This is a genomic window from Streptomyces sp. NPDC079167 (assembly GCF_040686735.1).
In the GTDB taxonomy this organism is placed as follows: domain Bacteria; phylum Actinomycetota; class Actinomycetes; order Streptomycetales; family Streptomycetaceae; genus Streptomyces.
On sequence record NZ_JBFBLO010000013.1, the window covers coordinates 1 to 20615 of the forward strand.

The following is a 20615-nucleotide window of genomic DNA, read 5'->3' on the forward strand; positions in this document are numbered from 1 at the left end:
TTTCCGGCGTTTCCAACTTTACCAGACTCTTTTCCGTTCCGTTTCCGGTCCGAATTTGATTCCGGTGGCCTGTGGAGTGGCCTTTGCCTTTCGGCGGATCCGACTTTATCAGAGATTCTGAGTCGGATTTCCCGCCCCATCGAAGGGCTCCCGGCGCACAGGTGCGCGGGGTGCTTCCCGTTCAGGCGGAACCGCAAACGTACTGGAGCGGGGCGCCTCGATGCAAATCGAGGCGCCCCGCTCCTGGTCGGCGGCCTGAAGGCGGCCGTCGCTGTCAGACCTCGACGACGACCGGAAGGATCATCGGACGCCGGCGGTAGGTGTCCGACACCCACTTGCCCACCACGCGCCGCACAAGCTGCTGGAGCTGGTGCGGCTCCATCACCCCGTCCTGCGCCGACTTGTTCAGGGCGTCCTCGACCTTGGGCACCACCGCGGTGAAGGCGCCGTCGTCGATGCCGGAGCCGCGGGCCTGGATGTGCGGCCCGCCCACGATCTTGCCGGACGAACTGTCGACCACGATGAAGACCGAGATGATCCCCTCGTCACCGAGGATGCGGCGGTCCTTCAGAGACGTCTCGGTGACATCTCCGACGGAGAGGCCGTCCACGTACACGTAGCCGGCCTGGACCTTGCCGACGATCTTCGCCCTGCCGTCGACGAGGTCGACGACGACGCCGTCCTCGGCGATGACGATGTGGTCCTTCGGCACACCGGTCAGCGCGCCCAGCTCGGCGTTGGCCCTGAGGTGGCGCCATTCGCCGTGCACCGGCATCAGGTTCTTCGGCTTGCAGATGTTGTAGAAGTACAGCAGCTCGCCGGCCGAGGCGTGGCCCGAGACGTGGACCTTGGCATTGCCCTTGTGGACGACGTTCGCGCCCCAGCGGGTCAGGCCGTTGATCACGCGGTAGACGGCGTTCTCGTTGCCGGGGATCAGCGACGACGCCAGGATCACCGTGTCCCCCGGGACGATCCGGATCTGGTGATCGCGGTTGGCCATACGGGAGAGGGCCGCCATCGGCTCGCCCTGGGAGCCCGTGCAGACCAGCACGACCTCGTCGTCGGGCAGGTCGTCGAGGGTCTTGACGTCGACGACCAGTCCGGCGGGCACCTTCAGATAGCCCAGATCCCGGGCGATTCCCATGTTGCGGACCATGGACCGTCCGACGAAGGCGACCCTGCGGCCGTATTCGTGCGCGGCGTCCAGGATCTGCTGGATGCGGTGGACGTGGCTGGCGAAGCTGGCCACGATGATGCGCTTCTGCGCGTTGGCGAACACCGTACGCAGGACGTTGGAGATGTCCTTCTCCGGCGGGACGAATCCGGGGACCTCGGCGTTCGTCGAGTCGGAGAGAAGGAGGTCGATGCCTTCCTCGCTCAGCCGGGCGAAGGCGTGCAGGTCGGTGAGACGGCCGTCCAGCGGGAGCTGGTCCATCTTGAAGTCACCGGTCACGACGGCCAGGCCCGCAGGGGTGCGGATGGCGACCGCGAGGGCGTCCGGGATGGAGTGGTTGACGGCGATGAACTCGCAGTCGAACACACCGATGCGCTCGCGCTGTCCCTCGATCACCTCAAGGGTGTAAGGACGGATCCGGTGCTCCTGGAGCTTGGCCTCGATGAGCGCGAGGGTCAGCTTGGAGCCGATGAGGGGGATGTCCGGCTTGAGCCGGAGCAGATACGGGACGGCACCGATGTGGTCCTCGTGGCCGTGCGTGAGGACGATGCCCTCGATGTCGTCCAGGCGGTCCCGGATGGTGGTGAAGTCCGGCAGGATCAGGTCGATGCCGGGCTGCTCCTCCTCCGGGAAGAGAACGCCGCAGTCGACGATGAGCAGGCGGCCGCCGTACTCGAAGACCGTCATGTTGCGGCCGATCTCGCCCAGGCCGCCCAGCGGGGTGACCCGCAGGCCGCCCTTGGGGAGCTTCGGCGGGGTACCGAGTTCAGGATGCGGATGACTCAAAAGACTCTCCTTACCACGCGCGCCACGTACCGCTGAGGGCACGTGGCGCGCATGTCATTCGTGCACTTGCTGTTGTCAGGTGGTGTTACCGCCGCGAGTGTCCTCGCGTATTCAGTTGTGAAGTTCGTGGTCAGAGCTGTACCCCACCGGCAGCCAGATCGATCTTGAGCTGGGCCGTCTCCTGTGCGGTGAGTTCCACCAGAGGGAGGCGCAGCGGGCCGGCGGGGAGGCCCTGGAGCGTGAGCGCCGCCTTGGTGGTGATCACGCCCTGGGTGCGGAACATCCCGGTGAAGACCGGGAGCAGCTTCTGGTGGATCTCCGTGGCCTTCTGCACGTCGCCGCCGAGGTGGGCCTCGATGAGCGCGCGCAGTTCCGGCGTGGCGACATGGCCGACGACGGAGACGAAACCGACGGCGCCGACCGAGAGGAGCGGGAGGTTGAGCATGTCGTCGCCGGAGTACCAGGCGAGGCCGGACTGGGCGATGGCCCAGCTGGAACGGCCCAGATCTCCCTTGGCGTCCTTGTTTGCGACGATCCGGGGGTGCTCGGCGAGGCGTACGAGCGTCTCTGTGTCGATCGGCACACCGCTGCGGCCCGGAATGTCGTACAGCATGACCGGGAGCTCCGTGGAGTCCGCGATGGCGCCGAAGTGGCGGAGGAGGCCCTCCTGCGGCGGCTTGTTGTAGTACGGCGTGACCGCGAGGAGGCCGTGGGCACCGCTGCGCTCGGCGGTGCGTGCCAGCTCGATGCTGTGCCGGGTGTCGTTGGTGCCGACGCCGGCGACGACGTGGGCCCGGTCTCCTACAGCTTCCAGCACAGCCCGTACGAGCTGGTCTTTCTCCGCGTCGCTGGTGGTCGGGGACTCGCCCGTGGTGCCGTTGACGACCAGGCCGTCATTGCCTGCGTCCACCAGATGGGCGGCGAGCCGCTGGGCGCCGTCGAGGTCGAGAGCGCCGTCCGCCGTGAACGGCGTGACCATAGCGGTGAGGACCCTCCCGAAGGGGGTCTGCGGAGTGGAGATCGGAGCCATGGGTAACACGCTACTCGTTGCTCGGAGCGCCGCGCTCCCTCGGGGGACGAGGAAGAGGAGCCCGGCACTGCCTGCTCGGGGGTTCAAGCAGTGCCGGGTCCGTTTGATCAGCCTAGATGAACTTCACTAAACGTCGCAATACGGACACCGCCTACGGGGCCACCCGTCCGTTTTTGTTGAAGGCGGCATGAGTGAGCGGCATCAGGTTCTGCCAGTGCTGTTCCATCTGCTCGCCGACCATTTCGATCTCGCGCTGCGGGAAGGACGGCACCTTGGCCAGTTCGTGCTGTGTGCGCAGGCCGAGGAAGTGCATCAGCGAGCGGGCGTTGCAGGTGGCGTACATCGTGGAGAACAGGCCGACGGGCAGCACCGCTCGGGCGACCTCGCGCGCGACCCCGGCGGCGAGCATCTCCTGGTAGGCGTCATAGGCCTGGCGGTACGACGCCTCCATGGCGCGGCTGGTGAGGTCATGCTGTTCCGCGGTTCCCTCGACGAATTCGTACTTGCCGGGGCGGCCCTGCTGGATGAGCTTGCGCGACTCGCCCGGGACGTAGAAGACCGGCTCGAGCTCCCTGTAACGGCCCGATTCCTCGTTGTACGACCAGCCCACGCGGTGCCGCATGAACTCACGGAACACGAAGATCGGGGCGCTGATGAAGAAGGTCATCGAGTTGTGCTCGAACGGGCTGCCGTGCCGGTCCCGCATCAGATAGTTGATGAGCCCCTTGGACCGCTCGGGGTCCTTGGTCACCTCTTCCAGGGACTGCTCCCCTGCCGTCGACACGCGGGCTGCGAAGAGCACGTCGGAGTCGGCGGCAGCCGATTTCACCAGGTCAACGGTGACATCGCTGCGGAAGTGGGCCTTCGTGGGCTCGGGGGTGTCGGTCACCGGCGGGGGTCCTTCCAATGGCGTCGCTCGGGCGGCGTCCACTCTACGGGCCCCTGGGACGGCCTCCGTCAGCGGGAAATTCTGCACGGGTTCGGCGATTCGGGGCACCGATGGGGCCTCTCGTACGTCTGACTCATTAGCAGCACCCGTCACAGAGTTCAAGGAGAGCTTCCTCATGTTCCGCCGGCGTGAATCCGTCCCGTTCTCGTTCGTTGCCGAGGCCGACCGGTTCCGCAGTAATGTCACTCCGCCTCCCCGCCGACGCGCCAGCCGTTCCCAGCTGGCCGCTCATTCCCTCGTAGGGCTGACGCTGATCGCCGGCTTCGCCGGTTCGCTGCTCTTCGGCCTGCCCGCTCTCGACACCGACCGGACGCCCTCGCACAGCCAGACGTCCGAGGCCGCACGGCACCGCTGACCCGTACGGGCCCCCTGGGGTGGTCGGCCGGGGGGCTGCTCGGTAGCCTCACCGGGCACAGCAATCGAGCGTGCTTGTGAGTGAGGATCAGTCGTGCCCCTGCCCTTCCTGACGGCCGACCGCGCATTCGACGCGGAAGCGGAGGACATCGCGCTGCCGTTCGACGACCACGACAGCTGGCGGCGGCCCTACCGCCCCGGCCCGTGGCGGGTCGCGGCGGCAGCCACCCTGCTGCTGCTTGCGTCCTTCGTCCTGCTGGCCGCGATGATCATCACGTTCGCCGGATCCCTGTCCGGTGCCTCCGTGTGTTTCGCGCTCGCCGCCGTGGCGATCGCGTGTGCGCTGCGGCTGCTCCGGGTCGGTGCGTGGGTCAGCCGGCACGGCGTGCGCCGGGTGGGCTTCTTCCTCACCACCACGGTCCGGTGGAACGACGCCGCAGCCGTGCGCACGGTGCAGCAGCCGGTCAAGTGGCTCGGTCTCCCGCGCACCGTCCAGGGACAGGCCCTGATCGTGGTGCGTAAGGGCGGCGAGCCGTTGGCGCCGCTGGTCACCGACCACAACGCAGACTTCCTGGCGCGCGCCGAGGCGTTCGAGCGTGCCACGGACTCCGTCGAGGCCTGGGGCGACGAATACCGCACCGTCTGACCCGGAGGCCCCTCAGGGGCCCGCGAGGACACATACAAGCCGGTACGGCGCCAGGTCAGGCGCGTACCGGCTTGTTCGTGTGAAGGGCGATGGCGCGCTGCATCGCCTTGCGGGCACGGGGGGTGTCCCTCGCGTCCTGGTAGGCCACCGCCAGCCGGAACCAGCAGCGCCAGTCGTCCGGGCTGTCCTCGGTCTCCTCCCGGCGCCGCGCGAAGACGGCGTCGGCGGAGTCGCGGTCGATACGCCCGGAGGGGGTGCGCACCAGCTCGTCGACGGGGAGGCCGCCCTCCGCGTCCAGTTCGGCGGCCAGGGCGTTGGCCCTGCGTACGAACTGGGTGTTCTTCCAGAGGAACCAGATGCCGATCACCGGCAGGATCAGCACGGCCACGCCGAAGGTGACCGTGAGCAGCGTGCCGTGCTCGATGAGCAGGACGCCGCGGCTGCCGGCCAGGACGAAGTAGAAGACCAGTACGGCGGCGGTGACGACGTAGGTGAGCTTTGCGCGCATGGGGTTGGGCCCAGTCAGTTCAGGTCGAGGAAGTGTTCCAGGCCGAAAGTGAGGCCGGGAGTGCTCACCACGCGGCGGGTGCCGAGCAGGATGCCCGGCATGAAGCTGCTGTGGTGCAGCGAGTCATGGCGCAGGGTGAGGGTCTCGCCCTCACCGCCCAGCAGGACCTCCTGGTGGGCGAGGAGGCCGCGGAGCCGGACCGAGTGGACCGGGACCCCGTCGACGTCCGCGCCGCGGGCTCCGTCCAGCGCGGTGGCGGTGGCGTCGGGCTGCGGCGCCGCTCCGGCCTTCTCGCGGGCCGCCGCGATGAGCTGGGCGGTGCGGGTGGCCGTGCCGGAGGGCGCGTCGGCCTTGTTCGGGTGGTGGAGCTCGATGACCTCCACCGACTCGAAGTAGCGGGCTGCCTGCTCCGCGAACTTCATCGTGAGGACCGCGCCGATGGAGAAGTTCGGCGCGATGAGCACCCCGGTCTCCGGGGAGGCGGAGAGCCAGGTGTTCAGCTGCGCGAGCCGTTCGTCGGTCCAGCCCGTGGTGCCGACGACCGCGTGGATCCCGTGCCGGACGCAGAAGTCGAGGTTGTCCATCACCGAAGCGGGTGTGGTCAGCTCGACGACCGCCTGGGCGCCGCTGTCCGTGAGGGCGTCCAGCGAGTCGCCGCGGCCGAGTGCGGCCACCAGCTCCATGTCGTCGGCGGACTCCACGGCTCGTACCGCCTCGGAACCGATGCGTCCCTTGGCGCCGAGAACGGCCACGCGCAGCTTGCTCATGTCTTCTTTTCCTTACGGGTGGTCAGGAGATCGCTTCCTGGAGGCGGTCGGCCTGCTTGTCCTTGAGCGGGCCGATGACCGAGAGCGAGGGCCGCTGTCCGAGGACGTCGGCCGCGACGGCCCGGACCTCGTCGGGGGTGACCGCCGCGATCTTCGCCAGCATGTCATCAACGGACATCTGTTCGCCCCAGCAGAGCTCACTCTTGCCGATGCGGTTCATGAGCGCGCCCGTGTCCTCCAGGCCGAGGACGGTGGACCCGGCGAGCTGTCCGACGGCGCGGCTGATCTCCTCGTCGCCGAGGCCGTCCGTCGCCGCGCGGTCGAGCTCGTCGCGGCAGATCTTGAGGACGTCGTGCACCTGGCTGGGGCGGCAGCCCGCGTACACGCCGAAGAGCCCGCAGTCGGCGAAGCCCGAGGTGTACGAGTACACGCTGTAGGCCAGGCCGCGCTTCTCCCGTACCTCCTGGAAGAGGCGGGAGCTCATGCCGCCGCCGAGCGCGGTGTTCAGGACGCCGAGCGCCCAGCGGCGCTCGTCGGTCCTGGCCAGGCCGGGCATGCCGAGGACGACGTGGGCCTGCTCGGTCTTGCGGTTCAGCAGTTCGACACGGCCGTTGGCGCGCAGCGTGCGGGAGCCTTCGCGGGGCGCCGTGGGGACGGCGTCGGTGCGGCCCAGGGCGCCTGCGCGCTCGAACGCCTTGCGGACCTGGCGTACGACCGTGGCGTGGTCGACGTTGCCGGCGGCGGCGACGACCAGGTGCGTGGGGTCGTAGTGCTTCTTGTAGAAGCGGGCGATCTGGCCGCGGTTCAGGGCGTTGATCGTGTCGACGGTGCCCAGCACGGGGCGGCCCAGCGGCGTGTCACCGAGCATCGTGTGCGCGAACAGGTCGTGCACGCAGTCGCCCGGATCGTCCTCCGTCATCGCGATCTCCTCGAGGATGACGCCGCGCTCGGCGTCGACGTCCTCAGGGGCGATCAGGGAGCCGGTCAGCATGTCGCAGACGACGTCGATGGCCAGCGGCAGATCGGTGTCCAGGACCCGCGCGTAGTAGCAGGTGTACTCCTTCGCCGTGAAGGCGTTCATCTCGCCGCCGACCGCGTCGATCGCGGACGAGATGTCGAGGGCGCTGCGCTTGGCCGTGCCCTTGAAGAGGAGGTGTTCGAGGTAGTGCGTCGCGCCGTTCAGGGTGGGCGTCTCGTCGCGTGAACCGACGTTGGCCCAGATCCCGAAGGTGGCGGAGCGTACGGAGGGCAGCGTCTCGGTGACGATCCGGAGACCGCCCGGGAGGACGGTGCGGCGGACGGTCCCGATGCCGTTGCTGCCCTTGAGAAGCGTTTGGGTACGGGCGACGGCCCGCCCCTCGGAGGAGGGGCGGGCCGTCGTCACGGAACTACGGGACGTCACTTGTCGGTGTCGTCCTTCTTCTCGTCGGCCTCTTCGCCCTCGATCACGGGGATGAGGGAGAGCTTGCCGCGGGAGTCGATCTCCGCGATCTCGACCTGGACCTTGGCGCCGACGCCGAGCACGTCCTCGACGTTCTCCACGCGCTTGCCACCGGCGAGCTTGCGGATCTGCGAGATGTGCAGCAGACCGTCCTTGCCGGGCATCAGGGAGACGAACGCACCGAAGGTGGTGGTCTTGACGACCGTACCCAGGTAGCGCTCGCCGACCTCCGGCATGGTCGGGTTGGCGATGGCGTTGATCGTGGCGCGGGCGGCCTCGGCCTGCGAGCCCTGCTGGGCACCGATGTAGATGGTGCCGTCGTCCTCGATCGTGATGTCGGCGCCGGTGTCCTCCTGGATCTGGTTGATCATCTTGCCCTTGGGGCCGATGACCTCACCGATCTTGTCCACCGGGATCTTGACGGTGATGATCCGCGGGGCGTTCGGGGACATCTCGTCCGGGACGTCGATGGCCTCGTTCATGACGTCCAGGATGTGCAGACGCGCGTCACGGGCCTGCTTCAGCGCGGCGGCCAGGACCGAGGCGGGGATGCCGTCGAGCTTGGTGTCGAGCTGGAGCGCGGTCACGAACTGCTTCGTACCGGCGACCTTGAAGTCCATGTCGCCGAAGGCGTCCTCCGCACCGAGGATGTCGGTGAGGGCGACGTAGTGCGTCTTGCCGTCGATCTCCTGCGAGATCAGGCCCATGGCGATACCGGCGACGGCGGCCTTGAGGGGCACACCGGCGTTCAGCAGCGACATGGTGGAGGCGCAGACCGAGCCCATGGACGTCGAGCCGTTGGAGCCCAGCGCCTCGGAGACCTGGCGGATCGCGTAGGGGAACTCCTCGCGCGACGGCAGCACCGGCACGATGGCGCGCTCGGCGAGCGCACCGTGGCCGATCTCGCGGCGCTTGGGCGAGCCCACGCGGCCGGTCTCACCGACGGAGTACGGCGGGAAGTTGTAGTTGTGCATGTAGCGCTTGCGGGTCACCGGGGAGAGGGTGTCCAGCTGCTGCTCCATGCGGAGCATGTTGAGGGTGGTGACGCCCAGGATCTGGGTCTCGCCACGCTCGAACAGTGCCGAGCCGTGCACGCGCGGGATGGCCTCGACCTCGGCGGCGAGCGTACGGATGTCCGTGACGCCGCGGCCGTCGATGCGGACCTTGTCCTTGATGACGCGCTCGCGGACCAGCTTCTTGGTCAGCGCGCGGTAGGCACCGGAGATCTCCTTCTCGCGGCCCTCGAAGGCCGGGAGGAGCTTCTCGCCCGCGATCTCCTTGATGCGGTCGAGCTCCGCCTCGCGCTCCTGCTTGCCGGCGATGGTGAGCGCCTTGGCGAGCTCGGTGCTGACGGCCTTGGAGAGCGCCTCCAGGACGTCGTCCTGGTAGTCGAGGAAGACCGGGAACTCGCCGGTGGGCTTGGCGGCCTTGGCGGCGAGGTCGGACTGGGCCTTGCAGAGCGCCTTGATGAAGGGCTTCGCGGCTTCCAGACCGGCGGCGACGACCTCTTCGGTCGGGGCCTCGGCGCCGTCCTTGACGAGCTGGATGGTCTTCTCGGTGGCCTCGGCCTCGACCATCATGATCGCGACGTCGCCGTCCTCGAGGACGCGACCGGCGACGACCATGTCGAAGACGGCGTCCTCGAGCTCGGTGTGCGTCGGGAAGGCGACCCACTGGCCCTTGATCAGGGCGACGCGGGTGGCGCCGATCGGGCCGGAGAAGGGCAGGCCCGCCAGGATCGTGGACGCGGATGCGGCGTTGATCGCGACCACGTCGTACAGGTGGTCGGGGTTGAGCGCCATGATCGTCTCGACGATCTGGATCTCGTTGCGCAGGCCCTTGGTGAAGGAGGGGCGCAGCGGGCGGTCGATCAGGCGGCAGGTGAGGATCGCGTCCTCGGAGGGCCGGCCCTCACGGCGGAAGAAGGAGCCGGGGATCTTGCCGGCCGCGTACTGCCGCTCCTCGACGTCCACCGTGAGGGGGAAGAAGTCGAGGTTGTCCTTGGGCCGCTTGGAAGCGGTGGTGGCCGACAGCACCATGGTGTCGTCGTCCAGGTACGCGACGGCGGAGCCTGCGGCCTGCTTGGCCAGGCGGCCCGTCTCGAAGCGGATGGTGCGGGTGCCGAAGGTTCCGTTGTCGATAACGGCCTCGGCGTAGTGGGTCTCGTTCTCCACTAGTGATTTCTCCATACTCGTCGTCTTTCGTCCTGGCGCCCGTGTGGCGCAGGACGGTGCGGAGAAGCGCACCGTGTGTGCGGGGCCGGTCTTCGATCGAAGCTCCCGGGCGTTGTCCCGGGGGCCACTACCGAGGACCGGCGGCGGCCGTTGGGCGCCTCTCCTCGTCTGGTGTTGTACGTCCAGGTTACTGAGCCGGAGCCCGGTAGCGCACGTACGGCAAAGGGAGCGGTCCCCTGGAAGTGGGTACCGCTCCCTTCGACAGCGTCTTTACTTGGCGCCGCCGGCCGCGCCACGGCGGATGCCGAGGCGGTCGACGAGCGCACGGAAGCGCTGGATGTCCTTCTTGGCAAGGTACTGCAGGAGGCGGCGACGCTGGCCGACCAGGATCAGCAGACCACGACGGGAGTGGTGGTCGTGCTTGTGCGTCTTGAGGTGCTCCGTCAGGTCCGAGATCCGGCGGGAGAGCATGGCGACCTGGACCTCGGGGGATCCGGTGTCACCCTCCTTCTGGGCGAACTCGGACATGATCTGCTTCTTCGTAGCGGCGTCGAGCGGCACGCGTACTCCTCTTGATGTTCGATGCGCCCACGAGTGCCCCTGGTCTTGATCTCAGGGGAGCTTCCATGACTCGGAGGCGAAGGTCCGATGAGCGCAGCCCCCAGGATGATCCGGGGACGCGTACACAAACGGCCACTGGTCAGAGTACCAGTCCCCCGGGGCACCCCTGACGGGTGTCAGCTGGTGAGCGCCCGGATCGAGTGATAGACGTCGAAAACGGCGAGGCACAGCGGCAGCAGCGTGAGGAGCACGCAGGCCTCGGCGACCTCCAGGAAGCGCCCCCAGAACGGGGTGACGCCCTTGCGCGGCACGATCAGCCCTATGGCGGTGATCAGCGCGGCCACGCCCGCGACCGCGGCGGTGAGCCAGATCGTACGGATGTCGAGTCCCGCGCTGTCACCCATGAGCGCGTTGCGGATCAGTTCGGCCGGCGGGTTGAGCGAGAGCCCGAGGCCGAGGAGCACGAGCGCGGAGAGACCCGCCCCGAGGGCGCAGCCGACCTGGGCCGTGTAGCGGAACAGGTGGGCGCGCATCAGCATCGCGACCCCGGTGGCCAGCGCCAGCAGCTGGCCCCAGACGCTGTCCGAGAAGCCCAGCACCGCGGCTGCGCCCACGGCGACCAGTGCGCATCCGCCGACCAGACCGAGGAGCAGTTCGTGGCCGCGCCGGGCCTGGGCGGCGATGCGGTCGGCGTCGACGGGGCCCTGCGGGGCCGGGTCGGACGTCCCGTAGTCGCCGACGGTGGTGCGGGGAGGCTCGAAGCCGATCGGGAGACGGGCGAAGCGGGTGGAGAGTCCGGGCAGGAAGCCGAGAAGCCCTACGGAGAGGGGCGCACAGACGGCCGCGGTCTCGGACGGCGCCATGCCGGTCAGGATCGCGATGAAGGTCACCAGTACGCCGATGGCGGAGGCGAACACGAACGCGACGAAGGTTCCGTCACCCTCGGGAGCGGCGATCATGAGGATCACCGACACCACCAGTACGGCGGCGCAGGCCAGCAGGAACTGGAGCCTGCCGATGCCCTGGCCCTGGCTGAGCGAGAGGAGCCCGGCGCCGGCGACCGCCGCGTTGGCGAGTGCGCCGATCCCCAGAGCGATGGAGGACCCGCGGTCCGCGTAGACACGCGCGCGTACGCACGCCAGCGCGAGAAGGAGCAGGGCGGTGACGCCGGCCAGGATGCCCGGCAGGCCGTGCATGTCGTGACGGACGTCGGAGGTCCACAGCACGAAGCCGAGCAGGACCAGCAGGACGGATCCGCCGAAGAGGCCGGCCGAGCGCATGAGGGTGTCACCCCAGAGGGTGCGGTCCCGGGCGACGGCAGTGGCCACGGCGTCGGAGACGTCGTCGAAGACCGCGGGAGGCAGCGACTCCGAGAAGGGCCGCAGAGACAGCAGCTCGCCGTCGAGGACGCGCAGGCCGGCCAGCGTGCGCCCGCTGTCGAGCACGGTGCCGTCACGGCGCACCAGGTGGTAGCCGACCGGGGCGCCCTGGGCGGGGCTCTGCCCCGACAGCCGGAGGATCTCCGGGTACAGGTCGGCGACGGGGATGTCCTCGGGCAGCGCCACGTCGACGCGGCTGTCGGGCGCGACGACCGTGACCCGGCAGAAGCCGGTTCCGTTGCCGGCCGGAACTCCGGGACCCGGCCGACCGGATCCGGTCGCCGCCGTTTGGGCCGTCATAGTCACCTGCTGCTCCCCCTCATGCTTCTCCTGGGTTCCCTCTGGTACGCACCCCTGGGCCATGGGCTCCAGCTGCGTCCCGAATGACCCATTTTTTTGCGGTAGTTAGCGGATGCGTACACGCGTCGCGACACCCTACCGCCCTCGGGTCGCCGGGTACGCCAGTAGGATCCTCCCGCGGACGGAACCCGTCGCCACGGGGGCGCCGATAGGAACAGTTCCGTCCGGCAAGGGAATTGGTGAGCTGTGAGCCAGATTGTCGTCAAGCGCCCACCGCGGGCCCTCCCCTCCGAAGTTCCGGGCGAGCAGGTGCAGTTGCAACCTCCGCCCGAGTTGCCCCGTGGGCAGCAGGAGGGGGTGATGATGCAGCTGCTGCCGATGCTCGGCATGGGTGGCTCGGTCGTCTTCTTCTTCATGACGCCGAACCCGATCATGCGGATCATGGGCATGATCATGATTGCGTCGACGGTCGCGATGGCCATTGCGATGATCATCCGCTTCCGGCGCGGCACCCAGGGTCAGCTCGCGGACATGCGGCGCGACTATCTGAAGTACCTGACGCAGACCAGGCGCGCCGTGCTGCGGACCGCCCGGAAGCAGCGCGACGCACAGTTCTACCTCCACCCCTCCCCCGAGCAGCTGTGGGCGCTCGTCGCCGAGGGCAGCCGGGTGTGGGAGCGCCGTGTCGGGGACGCGGACTTCGCACACGTACGCATCGGTCTCGGCAGCCAGGAACTCGCCACGCCGCTCGTCGCACCGGACACCGCGCCGGTCGATGAGCTGGAGCCGCTGACCGCAGGGGCGATGCAGCAGTTCCTGACGACCCACAGCACGCTGGACGGGCTGCCCATGGCGGTCTCGCTCCGCGCCTTCTACCACCTCACGATCAGCGGTGAGGCGGAGTCCGCCCGTGCCACGGCCCGTGCGATGGTCGGGGCGCTCGCCTCGCTGCACTCCCCCGAGGACCTGGTCATCGCCGTCGCGACCGGCCGCGAAGCCGCTCCGCGCTGGGAATGGACGAAGTGGCTCCCGCACGTCCAGGTGCGGGGTTCCACCGACGGCGCCGGCAGCCGGCGTCTGATCACCACGAGCGTGGCGGAGCTGGAGGAGATGCTCGCGGGCCGTCTCGACGGCCGGCCTCGCTTCCAGCCGGGTGGCCAGCCGATCCTCGACCAGCCGCACGTCGTCGTCGTGCTCGACGGGGAGTCCGTACCGGCGACGTCGGCGCTCGCGTCGGCGGAGGGCCTCCAGGGCGTGACGGTCGTCGAGATCGTCACGGGCCAGGTCACCGGAGCACGCGGCGGCCTCTCCATCGTGGTCGACCCTCATTCGCTGCAGCTGGAGTCGGGGCACGGCCTGGTGTACGACGGCCTCCCCGACCTGCTGAGCCACGAGGCCGCGGAGGCGCTGGCGCGGCAGCTGGCCCCCCTCCACGTGGCGTCGGGCGGGGACGACGACGAACCGCTGCTCGCCAATCTGGAGTTCACCGATCTGCTGAACCTCGGCGACGCCGCCTCGGTCGACGTCAGCCGGACCTGGCGGGCCCGCTCGCAGGCGGAGCGGCTCCGGGTGCCGATCGGCGTGGGCGAGGACGGCGGCCCCGTGATGCTGGACCTCAAGGAGGCGGCGCAGGAGGGCATGGGCCCGCACGGCCTCTGTGTCGGCGCCACCGGTTCCGGGAAGTCCGAGCTGCTCCGCACGCTCGTGCTGGGCCTCGCCGTCACCCACACCTCGGAGACGCTGAACTTCGTCCTCGCGGACTTCAAGGGCGGTGCCACCTTCGCCGGCATGGCTCAGATGCCGCACGTCGCAGCGGTGATCACCAACCTCGCGGACGACCTGACGCTGGTGGACCGCATGGGCGACTCCATCAGCGGTGAGCTCAACCGTCGCCAGGAGATGCTGCGCGACGCGGGCAACTACGCCAACATCCACGACTACGAGAAGGCACGGGCCGCGGGTGCGCCGCTGCAGCCCATCCCGTCCCTCGTCCTGGTCATCGACGAGTTCAGCGAGCTGCTCACGGCCAAGCCGGACTTCATCGAGATGTTCGTGCAGATCGGGCGTATCGGCCGTTCCCTGGGCGTCCATCTGCTGCTGGCCTCGCAGCGCCTCGAGGAGGGGCGGCTGCGCGGCCTGGAGACCTATCTGTCGTACCGGATCGGTCTGCGTACGTTCTCCGCGGGTGAGTCCCGGGCCGCGCTGGGCGTGCCCGACGCCTACCACCTGCCCAACGTCCCGGGGTCGGGCTATCTGAAGTACGGCACGGACGAGATGGTCCGCTTCAAGGCGGCGTACGTCTCCGGGGTGTACCGCTCGGGTGCCCAGCCGGCCGCGGCCTCCGGTCCTCTGCCGGTGGACCGCAGGCCGGTGGTGTTCACCGCTGCTCCGGTGCCGGTGCGTTACGTACAGCCGACGGCGCAGGCAGGCGTGCCCGATGCCCGCACGTCCGAGGACGACGCCCTGGCCGACACGGTGCTCGACGTGATCGTGCGACGGCTGGAGGGCCGGGGGGCGTCCGCGCACCAGGTGTGGCTGCCTCCGCTGGACAATCCGCCGTCGCTGGACGAGCTCCTGCCGGGGCTCTCGGCGGTGGAGGGCCGCGGGCTGACCCAGCCCGGGTTCGAGGGCTCGGGACGTCTCGTCGTACCGCTGGGTGTGGTCGACAAGCCGTACGAGCAGCGCCGCGACACGCTCTACCGGGACTTCTCCGGCGCTGCGGGCCACATGCAGATCACCGGCGGCCCGCAGTCGGGCAAGTCCACGCTGCTGCGCACGCTCATCGCGGGCTTCGCCCTCACCCACACACCCCAGGAGGTCCAGTTCTACGGACTCGACTTCGGTGGCGGTGGGCTGTCCTCGGTCTCGGGTCTCCCCCATGTCGGCGGGGTCGCCTCCCGTCTCGACCCCGAGCGGGTGCGCCGTACGGTCGCCGAGGTCTACGGGATCATGGCGCGCCGCGAGGAGTACTTCCGCAGCGCCGGCATCGACTCCATCGCCACCTTCCGCAGGATGCGGGCGCGTGGCGACATCTCGGTGACGGACCAGCCGTGGGGTGACGTTTTCCTGCTGATCGACGGCTGGGGCAACTTCCGTACGGACTACGAGGGCCTGGAGTCCGCGGCCATCGACATCGCGCAGCGCGGACTCGGCTACGGCATCCACCTGGTCGTCACGGCGTCGCGCTCCATGGAGGTCCGGGCCAACCTCAAGGACCACCTGATGAACCGGCTCGAACTGCGGCTCGGTGACGTCATGGACTCCGAGCTGGACCGCAAGGCCGCGGTCAACGTGCCCGCCGGCGTCCCCGGTCGCGGTCTCACCCCGGAGAAGCTGCACTTCATGGCCGCGGTGCCGCGGATCGACGGCATCAACTCCGACAGCGACCTCTCCGAGGCCACGGCCGCCATGAACCAGGAGGTCGCCCGGCACTGGACGGCGGCGCCCGCCCCGGCGGTACGGCTGCTGCCCCGCGAACTCCCGGTCCGCGAACTGCCCGCGGGCTACGCGCGGCCGGAGCGGGGCATCGCGTTCGGCATCGACGAGAACAACCTGGAGCCGGTCTTCCTCGACTTCGAGCGGGACCCGTTCTTCCTGGTGTTCGGCGAGAGCGAGTCCGGCAAGTCCAACCTGCTGCGGCTGCTCATCAAGCAGCTGACCGAGAGGTACGAGGGGAACGCCGCCAAGTTCTTCGTCATCGACAACCGGCGAGCGCTCCTGGACGTCACTCCCGCCACGCACCTGGCGGAGTACGTGCCCATGTCCAACAACATGGAGCACCACGCGGACGCGCTGTACGACCTGATGAAGCGCCGTACGCCCTCGCCCGAGGTCACGGCGCAGGAGCTGCGTGACCGCAGCTGGTGGAGCGGCCCCGACGTGTACGTGGTCGTCGACGACTACGACCTGGTCTCGACGTCCAGCGGCAACCCGCTGGCGAAGCTCACGGAGATGCTGCCGTTCTCCCGCGACGTCGGCGTGCGGTTCATCATCGCCCGCAGCACGGCAGGGGCGGGGCGCGCCCTGTACGAGCCCTTCCTCCAGCGCATCCTGGAACTGGGCGCGCAGGGTCTGATGCTCTCGGGCGACCCCATCGAGGGCGACATCCTCGGCAACGTACGACCGCGCCCGATGCCCCCGGGGCGCGGGGTGTTCGTCACCCGGCGCCGCGGGAATCCGCTGGTGCAGTCCGGTCTCATGGACGGGGAGCGGTAGGGCGTACGGCGGTATCCGGGCGGGCGGTGACAGCGGGCGCATACGCGCCACTGTTGCCGCCCGCTTCGGCGTGTCGGGTGGGCGGCGAGCAGAATGGATTCGGAAATTCCGGCATTCCGAGTACTGGCTGAGGGGGGCTCCACGCATGGCATGGGCCGAGTGGGAGCAGTTGAAGGCAGATGCAGCCGACAACGGTGGCACACAGATGCGGCTCAACAAGGCCGAGCCCGGGGGCACTGGGGGCAAGAAGGGCGACCTCGCGGTCAACCAGACCGACCTGTCGGGTGTCCGTGACGAGGCATCGAAGCTGAATTCCCGTCTGTGGAAGGAGGCCCGCGTCGCCGTGCCCACCAGTGAGACGGCGGCCGGAAATCTCACCACTCAGGGCTTCGAACTCGGCGGTGCTCTCCGGCACGTGGCCGGCAAGTGGGACGTTCAGCTCAAGTCCCTGCTGGATGCGTGCGGGCACATCGCGAACCACATGGACTTCACGAAGTACGTGCACGGTGGAGACGACCAGTACGTGAGGAGCAGGGTCAGCAGTATCACCTTGCTCGGCGAGGCTTTCGACGACGACAACGCGCCCAAGGGTGAGAAGAACAAGGCGGACAACTGATGGACCTGGAAACCCTGCGCTTCGCCACGTTCGGGCAGCTGGACGAAGCAGTCGCCGACTGGTCGACCATGGTGACCAACCTCGCCACCCTGGAAAAGGATGCCCGCGACGGTCTCAAGGCAAGGGCCGACAAGGCGGACTGGTCAGGCGACAACGCCGATGTCACCAAAGGGTTCGTCGACAAGACGGTGCGCGAGTTCGCTGACGCACACAAACAGGCCAAATCCCTGTGGAACATCCTCAAGGACACGCGCAGCGAGTTGAAGGCGTACCAGGGGGAGCTCAACGAGGCCTTGGCACGCGGGGCCGCGAAGAACCTCAGGGTCACCACGACCAGCGGAGGGGGCTTCATGGTCACCGCCGGTTCCCTCTACGTCGCCCCAGCCATGGGCCCCACCGCTCCTGTCTCCGGCGAGCTCCAACATGATGTCAACGCCCTCCGCGGTGAGCTCCAGAAGATCCTTGACAAGGCGACCGAGAGCGACCACACGGGCTCTGTCGCGCTCCGGGCTCTTGCGGACCAAGCCGATCTCGGATTCACCGGTGCCGAGTACAAGGACCGGGACTCCGCGGCCAACGCGATCAAGCAGGCCGACGAACTGGCGGCAATCGCGAAGAAGAACCCGGAGGATCTCACGGCCAAGGAGTTCGACAAGCTGAACGCCGGGCTCAAGAAGATGTCGGACGACGAACTGTTCAGCGCTCGCTTCGCGGAGCAGCTGAAGGCACAGGGGACGTTGGACTTCTGGGCGGAGCTGAACACTCCGAGGCCCACCGACCTACTGAGGGCCCGCGGCGACCAGTTCGACGACCTGCAGAAAAACTTGAGTCTCACCCTTGCCACTGCCAGCCACAGCGACTCGTCCGGGATGACGAACTGGAAACGCGAGATGGTGGATCTCGGCAGCCAGCCCGTCACGAAGAATTCAGGCACCCTCGGCTTCCAGGTGATGAGCAACCTCATGCGCTGGGGAAACTACGACAACCATTTCCTCAACGACTACGGAAATGAGCTGATCAAGACCGAGAAGGAGCGCACCGACAACGGCCGGCATGGGGCCTGGCGTGTCGGCGGCCCCATGGACCCGGTCCTCAACCGCACGGGCTCGGATTCCGGGACCGACCCGATGACCGGCTTCATGAAGGCGCTTTCGAGTAGTCCTGACGCTGCTACGGAGTTCTTCAGCGACACCTTCGTGACGAAGGACGAGGACCACGAGTTCATGGAAGACGCTGACGGAAACGGGAAGAGAGAGATGCGGGAGTTGAGCAACTTCGACTACCTCTTCGGGGAGCGGGACTGGCCGGAGGACTCCACGAACAAGGGTGAAGACAGTATCGTCGGGCGGAACAACATGGCCTTGGCCCTTGAGGCAGCGACAACCGGGCACCCGGCGGGTGAGATGCCTACTCAAGAGACGCCGGCGCACAATGCGGAGCAGGCGGCGCTGACGAAAAGCCTGATCGAGACTATTTCTGAGAAACCTGACCTGTTGGGCAATCACAGTTACATGTCCGACAGCATCGGGCAGATTGCTGCAGAGTATATGCCTGACATTTTTCGATCGCTCAATCCGAATACAAAAGGACAAGAGGATCTTTTCCCAATCGCAGGCTCCGCGGTGTCGGTGGGGGAATCAGACACGACGCGCTTCCTTTACATGCTGGGGCGAAACCCTGAGGGCTACGCCGCAGTAAACGTCGGACAACACAGCTATACGACTCACATCATGGAGCACCACTTCCGCAACCCCGACGCGTTCGGCGCCGACCCGAATGTTCCACAGCAGCAGAGCCTCAAGCAAACAATCGGATTGACCGCAACGGTCGCCGGAGAAATCCAGGGAACTATTGGCGCTGGTCGCTCATACGAGGCAGAAGCGGAAGGTGGAGCCAAAGATGCCGAGTACAACAAAGCAATCGAGGCCACGAGCACCTGGGTCGGCAGCACCGTTGGTATCGGAATCGGCATCGGAACAGCATCTATGCTAGGTCCGGGCGGGGTGATCGTGGGAGGGGTGGCCGGCACCGCTGCGGACGAAATTATCAGTGGGTTCACAGAAGGAACCATGAGAGACAAGTCTGGCGACGTCATCTACAGCAACGGCCAGGCGATGGACGCAACAAAGGAATCAGCCTTCAAGCTGATCGAGAGCGCCGCGACAAAAGCTGGCGAGCAGTCTGGGAATCCTTCCCCGGACATCGTAGCGTCGGTAGCGCCCGCAGCAGAGTTGGGATTCACTCACGCAACCGCCAACATTCGCACCTCCATTGACGGCGAGGGAAAACCTGGCGAACTCGAGGAAAAGAAGTGACACATGCACAAGAATAGAGTGCGGCACATTACAGCGGCTTTGGTCGCAGTGACGGCCTTGGCCGCCGGGTCCGCGTATCTGCTTGAACTCCCCCCGTTCGAAGGCATCGGGACCATCGAGGCAGAAGACGTATGCGAAAACCTCGGCACCTCAGAGAAAGTGGCTCCTGCCCTCCAGGAAGTGGCCCCACGCAAACCGGAGTACTCCTTCAGGGAACAGGGAAACCTGGGTGGTCAAATCAGCTATTTTTCGGGCTGTCACGCTTGGACGGAAAATACGGAATTTCTGGTTACGCGAACCGAGTATACGAATTCAGGTGGCACGTTCGATGACTGGGCCGAGGGGCCGGCGAGTAAAATGATCGATATCGAAGACCCTAAAAAGTTTGACAGGTTCGACATCAGCTCGAACAGGTGGGGCGTCGTATCGCAAAGAAAAGCGGCTCTTGCTACCCCTTGCTTTCCCGAAGAGAAGAAAAGCCTCACCACTGTCGTCGTATTGTGGGTCACGGCCGAGGGTAGAACAAACGACCGATATCACCAAGAGTTGATCGACCTGGCCACAAGTGCCGCGAAGTATGCCCACGAGGACGCCCACTGCACTCTCCCTTTCGAGGCTTGAGCGAATCAACAGCATTACTCCGCAACTGGCTGCCCAGTCTCGGCTTCCAGGTATGGGCCGCCAATGCGGAGTGGAGTCACGACGAACTGTGCAGTGCGGTCAGCAGGCCACAGCGGAGTTGGACGGCACTTCATTCTTCGGTGACGACAGCGGCTTCGGCGAGGAGTTCGCGATGATGATCAAGGAGGAGATCGTCGAGAACGGTGGCGGCGCCCCGCAGGATGGCGTCGGTGCCAGCGGCGCAGCCTCCAACAAGCCCTCCGACGCCGACTACACGGTCCAGGCCTCGGGCGCGGACGCGGCCTTCTGCGTTCGCGTCGTATGCACCCGGTCGAACGACGGGGACTACGAGCCCCCTGGCGTGGCCGGCAGCCCAGGCACGGTCACCGTTCCGGACTACGACTTCGCGGTGACGAGCCGCGAAGGTGAGTGCTGACCGCGTCTCCTGCGGAGCGTCGCTTCCACCAGGTCGTCCCCACGCCAAGCCATCGTGAGCTCCCGGGCGGGCGGAACCGGGTGCTCCACCGCTGAATCGGTGAATCTTGAACTGGCAAGAGTCACTTTCGGGCCAACTGCGCGCAGAGACCGATCAACTGCTAACCATGCCTGATCAACCACTTTCGCACCTCCCTCGGGCCCCGGAGACGCTGCCAGATGCCTGAATCAAGGCCGAAAACGACAGCCGTACACGAGCCAACCAGGCTTGAAAAGGCTGTACCCGTTCCCCGTGCACCTTGCTAACTTCCGGGTCTCAGAGGCATTGAAAAGTACATGTGAAA

General features: G+C 67.4%; 16 protein-coding genes. 7 read left to right on the forward strand and 9 right to left on the reverse strand.

The window, feature by feature from the left end; genetic code table 11:
* Window positions 1–274 precede the first annotated feature (274 nt).
* The 3 genes from AB0P41_RS25655 to thyX all read right to left on the reverse strand — a co-directional run bounded on the left by AB0P41_RS25655 (window position 275) and on the right by thyX (window position 3879).
* Window positions 275–1960 carry a ribonuclease J gene (locus AB0P41_RS25655; RefSeq protein WP_356713750.1) on the reverse strand — a complete coding sequence of 562 codons (1686 nt, stop codon included), beginning with the start codon at window positions 1958–1960 and terminating at the stop codon, window positions 275–277.
* Between the two features lie 130 nt (window positions 1961–2090).
* A complete protein-coding gene (dapA, locus tag AB0P41_RS25660; protein WP_356713748.1) occupies window positions 2091–2990 on the reverse strand; it encodes a 4-hydroxy-tetrahydrodipicolinate synthase in 900 nt (299 codons plus the stop codon).
* 151 nt (window positions 2991–3141) lie between these two features.
* Window positions 3142–3879 (reverse strand): FAD-dependent thymidylate synthase, encoded by a 738-nt coding sequence (gene thyX / locus AB0P41_RS25665; protein ID WP_365934397.1) that lies wholly within the window; start codon window positions 3877–3879, stop codon window positions 3142–3144.
* A gap of 175 nt (window positions 3880–4054) precedes the next feature.
* On the opposite strand from thyX, the gene AB0P41_RS25670 reads away from it, so the two are divergent.
* Both AB0P41_RS25670 and AB0P41_RS25675 read left to right on the forward strand, forming a co-directional pair.
* Window positions 4055–4294, forward strand: coding sequence for a hypothetical protein (locus AB0P41_RS25670; protein WP_356713746.1), 240 nt, complete (start codon window positions 4055–4057; stop codon window positions 4292–4294).
* A 93-nt stretch (window positions 4295–4387) separates the two neighbouring features.
* The gene (locus tag AB0P41_RS25675) at window positions 4388–4939 is read left to right on the forward strand and encodes a hypothetical protein (RefSeq protein ID WP_365934399.1); all 552 of its coding nucleotides are present in this window, start codon (window positions 4388–4390) and stop codon (window positions 4937–4939) included.
* Between the two features lie 55 nt (window positions 4940–4994).
* On the opposite strand, the gene AB0P41_RS25680 is transcribed toward AB0P41_RS25675, so the two are convergent.
* From AB0P41_RS25680 to eccD, 6 genes are all read right to left on the reverse strand, one after another.
* Window positions 4995–5447 carry a tetratricopeptide repeat protein gene (locus AB0P41_RS25680; protein ID WP_104789520.1) on the reverse strand — a complete coding sequence of 151 codons (453 nt, stop codon included), beginning with the start codon at window positions 5445–5447 and terminating at the stop codon, window positions 4995–4997.
* Between the two features lie 14 nt (window positions 5448–5461).
* The gene (gene dapB / locus AB0P41_RS25685; RefSeq protein WP_356713744.1) at window positions 5462–6214 is read right to left on the reverse strand and encodes a 4-hydroxy-tetrahydrodipicolinate reductase; all 753 of its coding nucleotides are present in this window, start codon (window positions 6212–6214) and stop codon (window positions 5462–5464) included.
* Window positions 6215–6236: 22 nt separating this feature from the next.
* Window positions 6237–7616 (reverse strand): pitrilysin family protein, encoded by a 1380-nt coding sequence (locus tag AB0P41_RS25690; protein ID WP_356713743.1) that lies wholly within the window; start codon window positions 7614–7616, stop codon window positions 6237–6239.
* Complete coding sequence (locus AB0P41_RS25695) at window positions 7613–9829, reverse strand: polyribonucleotide nucleotidyltransferase (RefSeq protein ID WP_356713758.1); 2217 nt, start codon at window positions 9827–9829, stop codon at window positions 7613–7615. The genes AB0P41_RS25690 and AB0P41_RS25695 overlap by 4 nt, the downstream gene beginning before the upstream one ends.
* Before the next feature lie 270 nt (window positions 9830–10099).
* Window positions 10100–10390 carry a 30S ribosomal protein S15 gene (gene rpsO, locus AB0P41_RS25700; RefSeq protein WP_003965855.1) on the reverse strand — a complete coding sequence of 97 codons (291 nt, stop codon included), beginning with the start codon at window positions 10388–10390 and terminating at the stop codon, window positions 10100–10102.
* 176 nt (window positions 10391–10566) lie between these two features.
* The gene (gene eccD / locus AB0P41_RS25705; protein WP_356713742.1) at window positions 10567–12069 is read right to left on the reverse strand and encodes a type VII secretion integral membrane protein EccD; all 1503 of its coding nucleotides are present in this window, start codon (window positions 12067–12069) and stop codon (window positions 10567–10569) included.
* Window positions 12070–12315: 246 nt separating this feature from the next.
* On the opposite strand from eccD, the gene eccCa reads away from it, so the two are divergent.
* The 5 genes from eccCa (at window position 12316) to AB0P41_RS25730 (ending at window position 20272) form a co-directional block, all read left to right on the forward strand.
* Entirely contained in the window at window positions 12316–16284 is a 3969-nt protein-coding gene (eccCa, locus tag AB0P41_RS25710) for a type VII secretion protein EccCa (protein ID WP_356713741.1), read from the forward strand.
* 145 nt (window positions 16285–16429) lie between these two features.
* On the forward strand, window positions 16430–16900 hold the full coding sequence (locus AB0P41_RS25715; RefSeq protein ID WP_365934403.1) for a hypothetical protein: 471 nt from the start codon (window positions 16430–16432) through the stop codon (window positions 16898–16900).
* The gene (locus AB0P41_RS25720; protein ID WP_365934405.1) at window positions 16900–19215 is read left to right on the forward strand and encodes a DUF6571 family protein; all 2316 of its coding nucleotides are present in this window, start codon (window positions 16900–16902) and stop codon (window positions 19213–19215) included. The genes AB0P41_RS25715 and AB0P41_RS25720 overlap by 1 nt, the downstream gene beginning before the upstream one ends.
* Before the next feature lie 3 nt (window positions 19216–19218).
* Window positions 19219–19836 (forward strand): hypothetical protein, encoded by a 618-nt coding sequence (locus tag AB0P41_RS25725; protein WP_365934407.1) that lies wholly within the window; start codon window positions 19219–19221, stop codon window positions 19834–19836.
* A 118-nt stretch (window positions 19837–19954) separates the two neighbouring features.
* Window positions 19955–20272 (forward strand): hypothetical protein, encoded by a 318-nt coding sequence (locus AB0P41_RS25730; protein ID WP_365934408.1) that lies wholly within the window; start codon window positions 19955–19957, stop codon window positions 20270–20272.
* Window positions 20273–20615 lie beyond the last annotated feature (343 nt).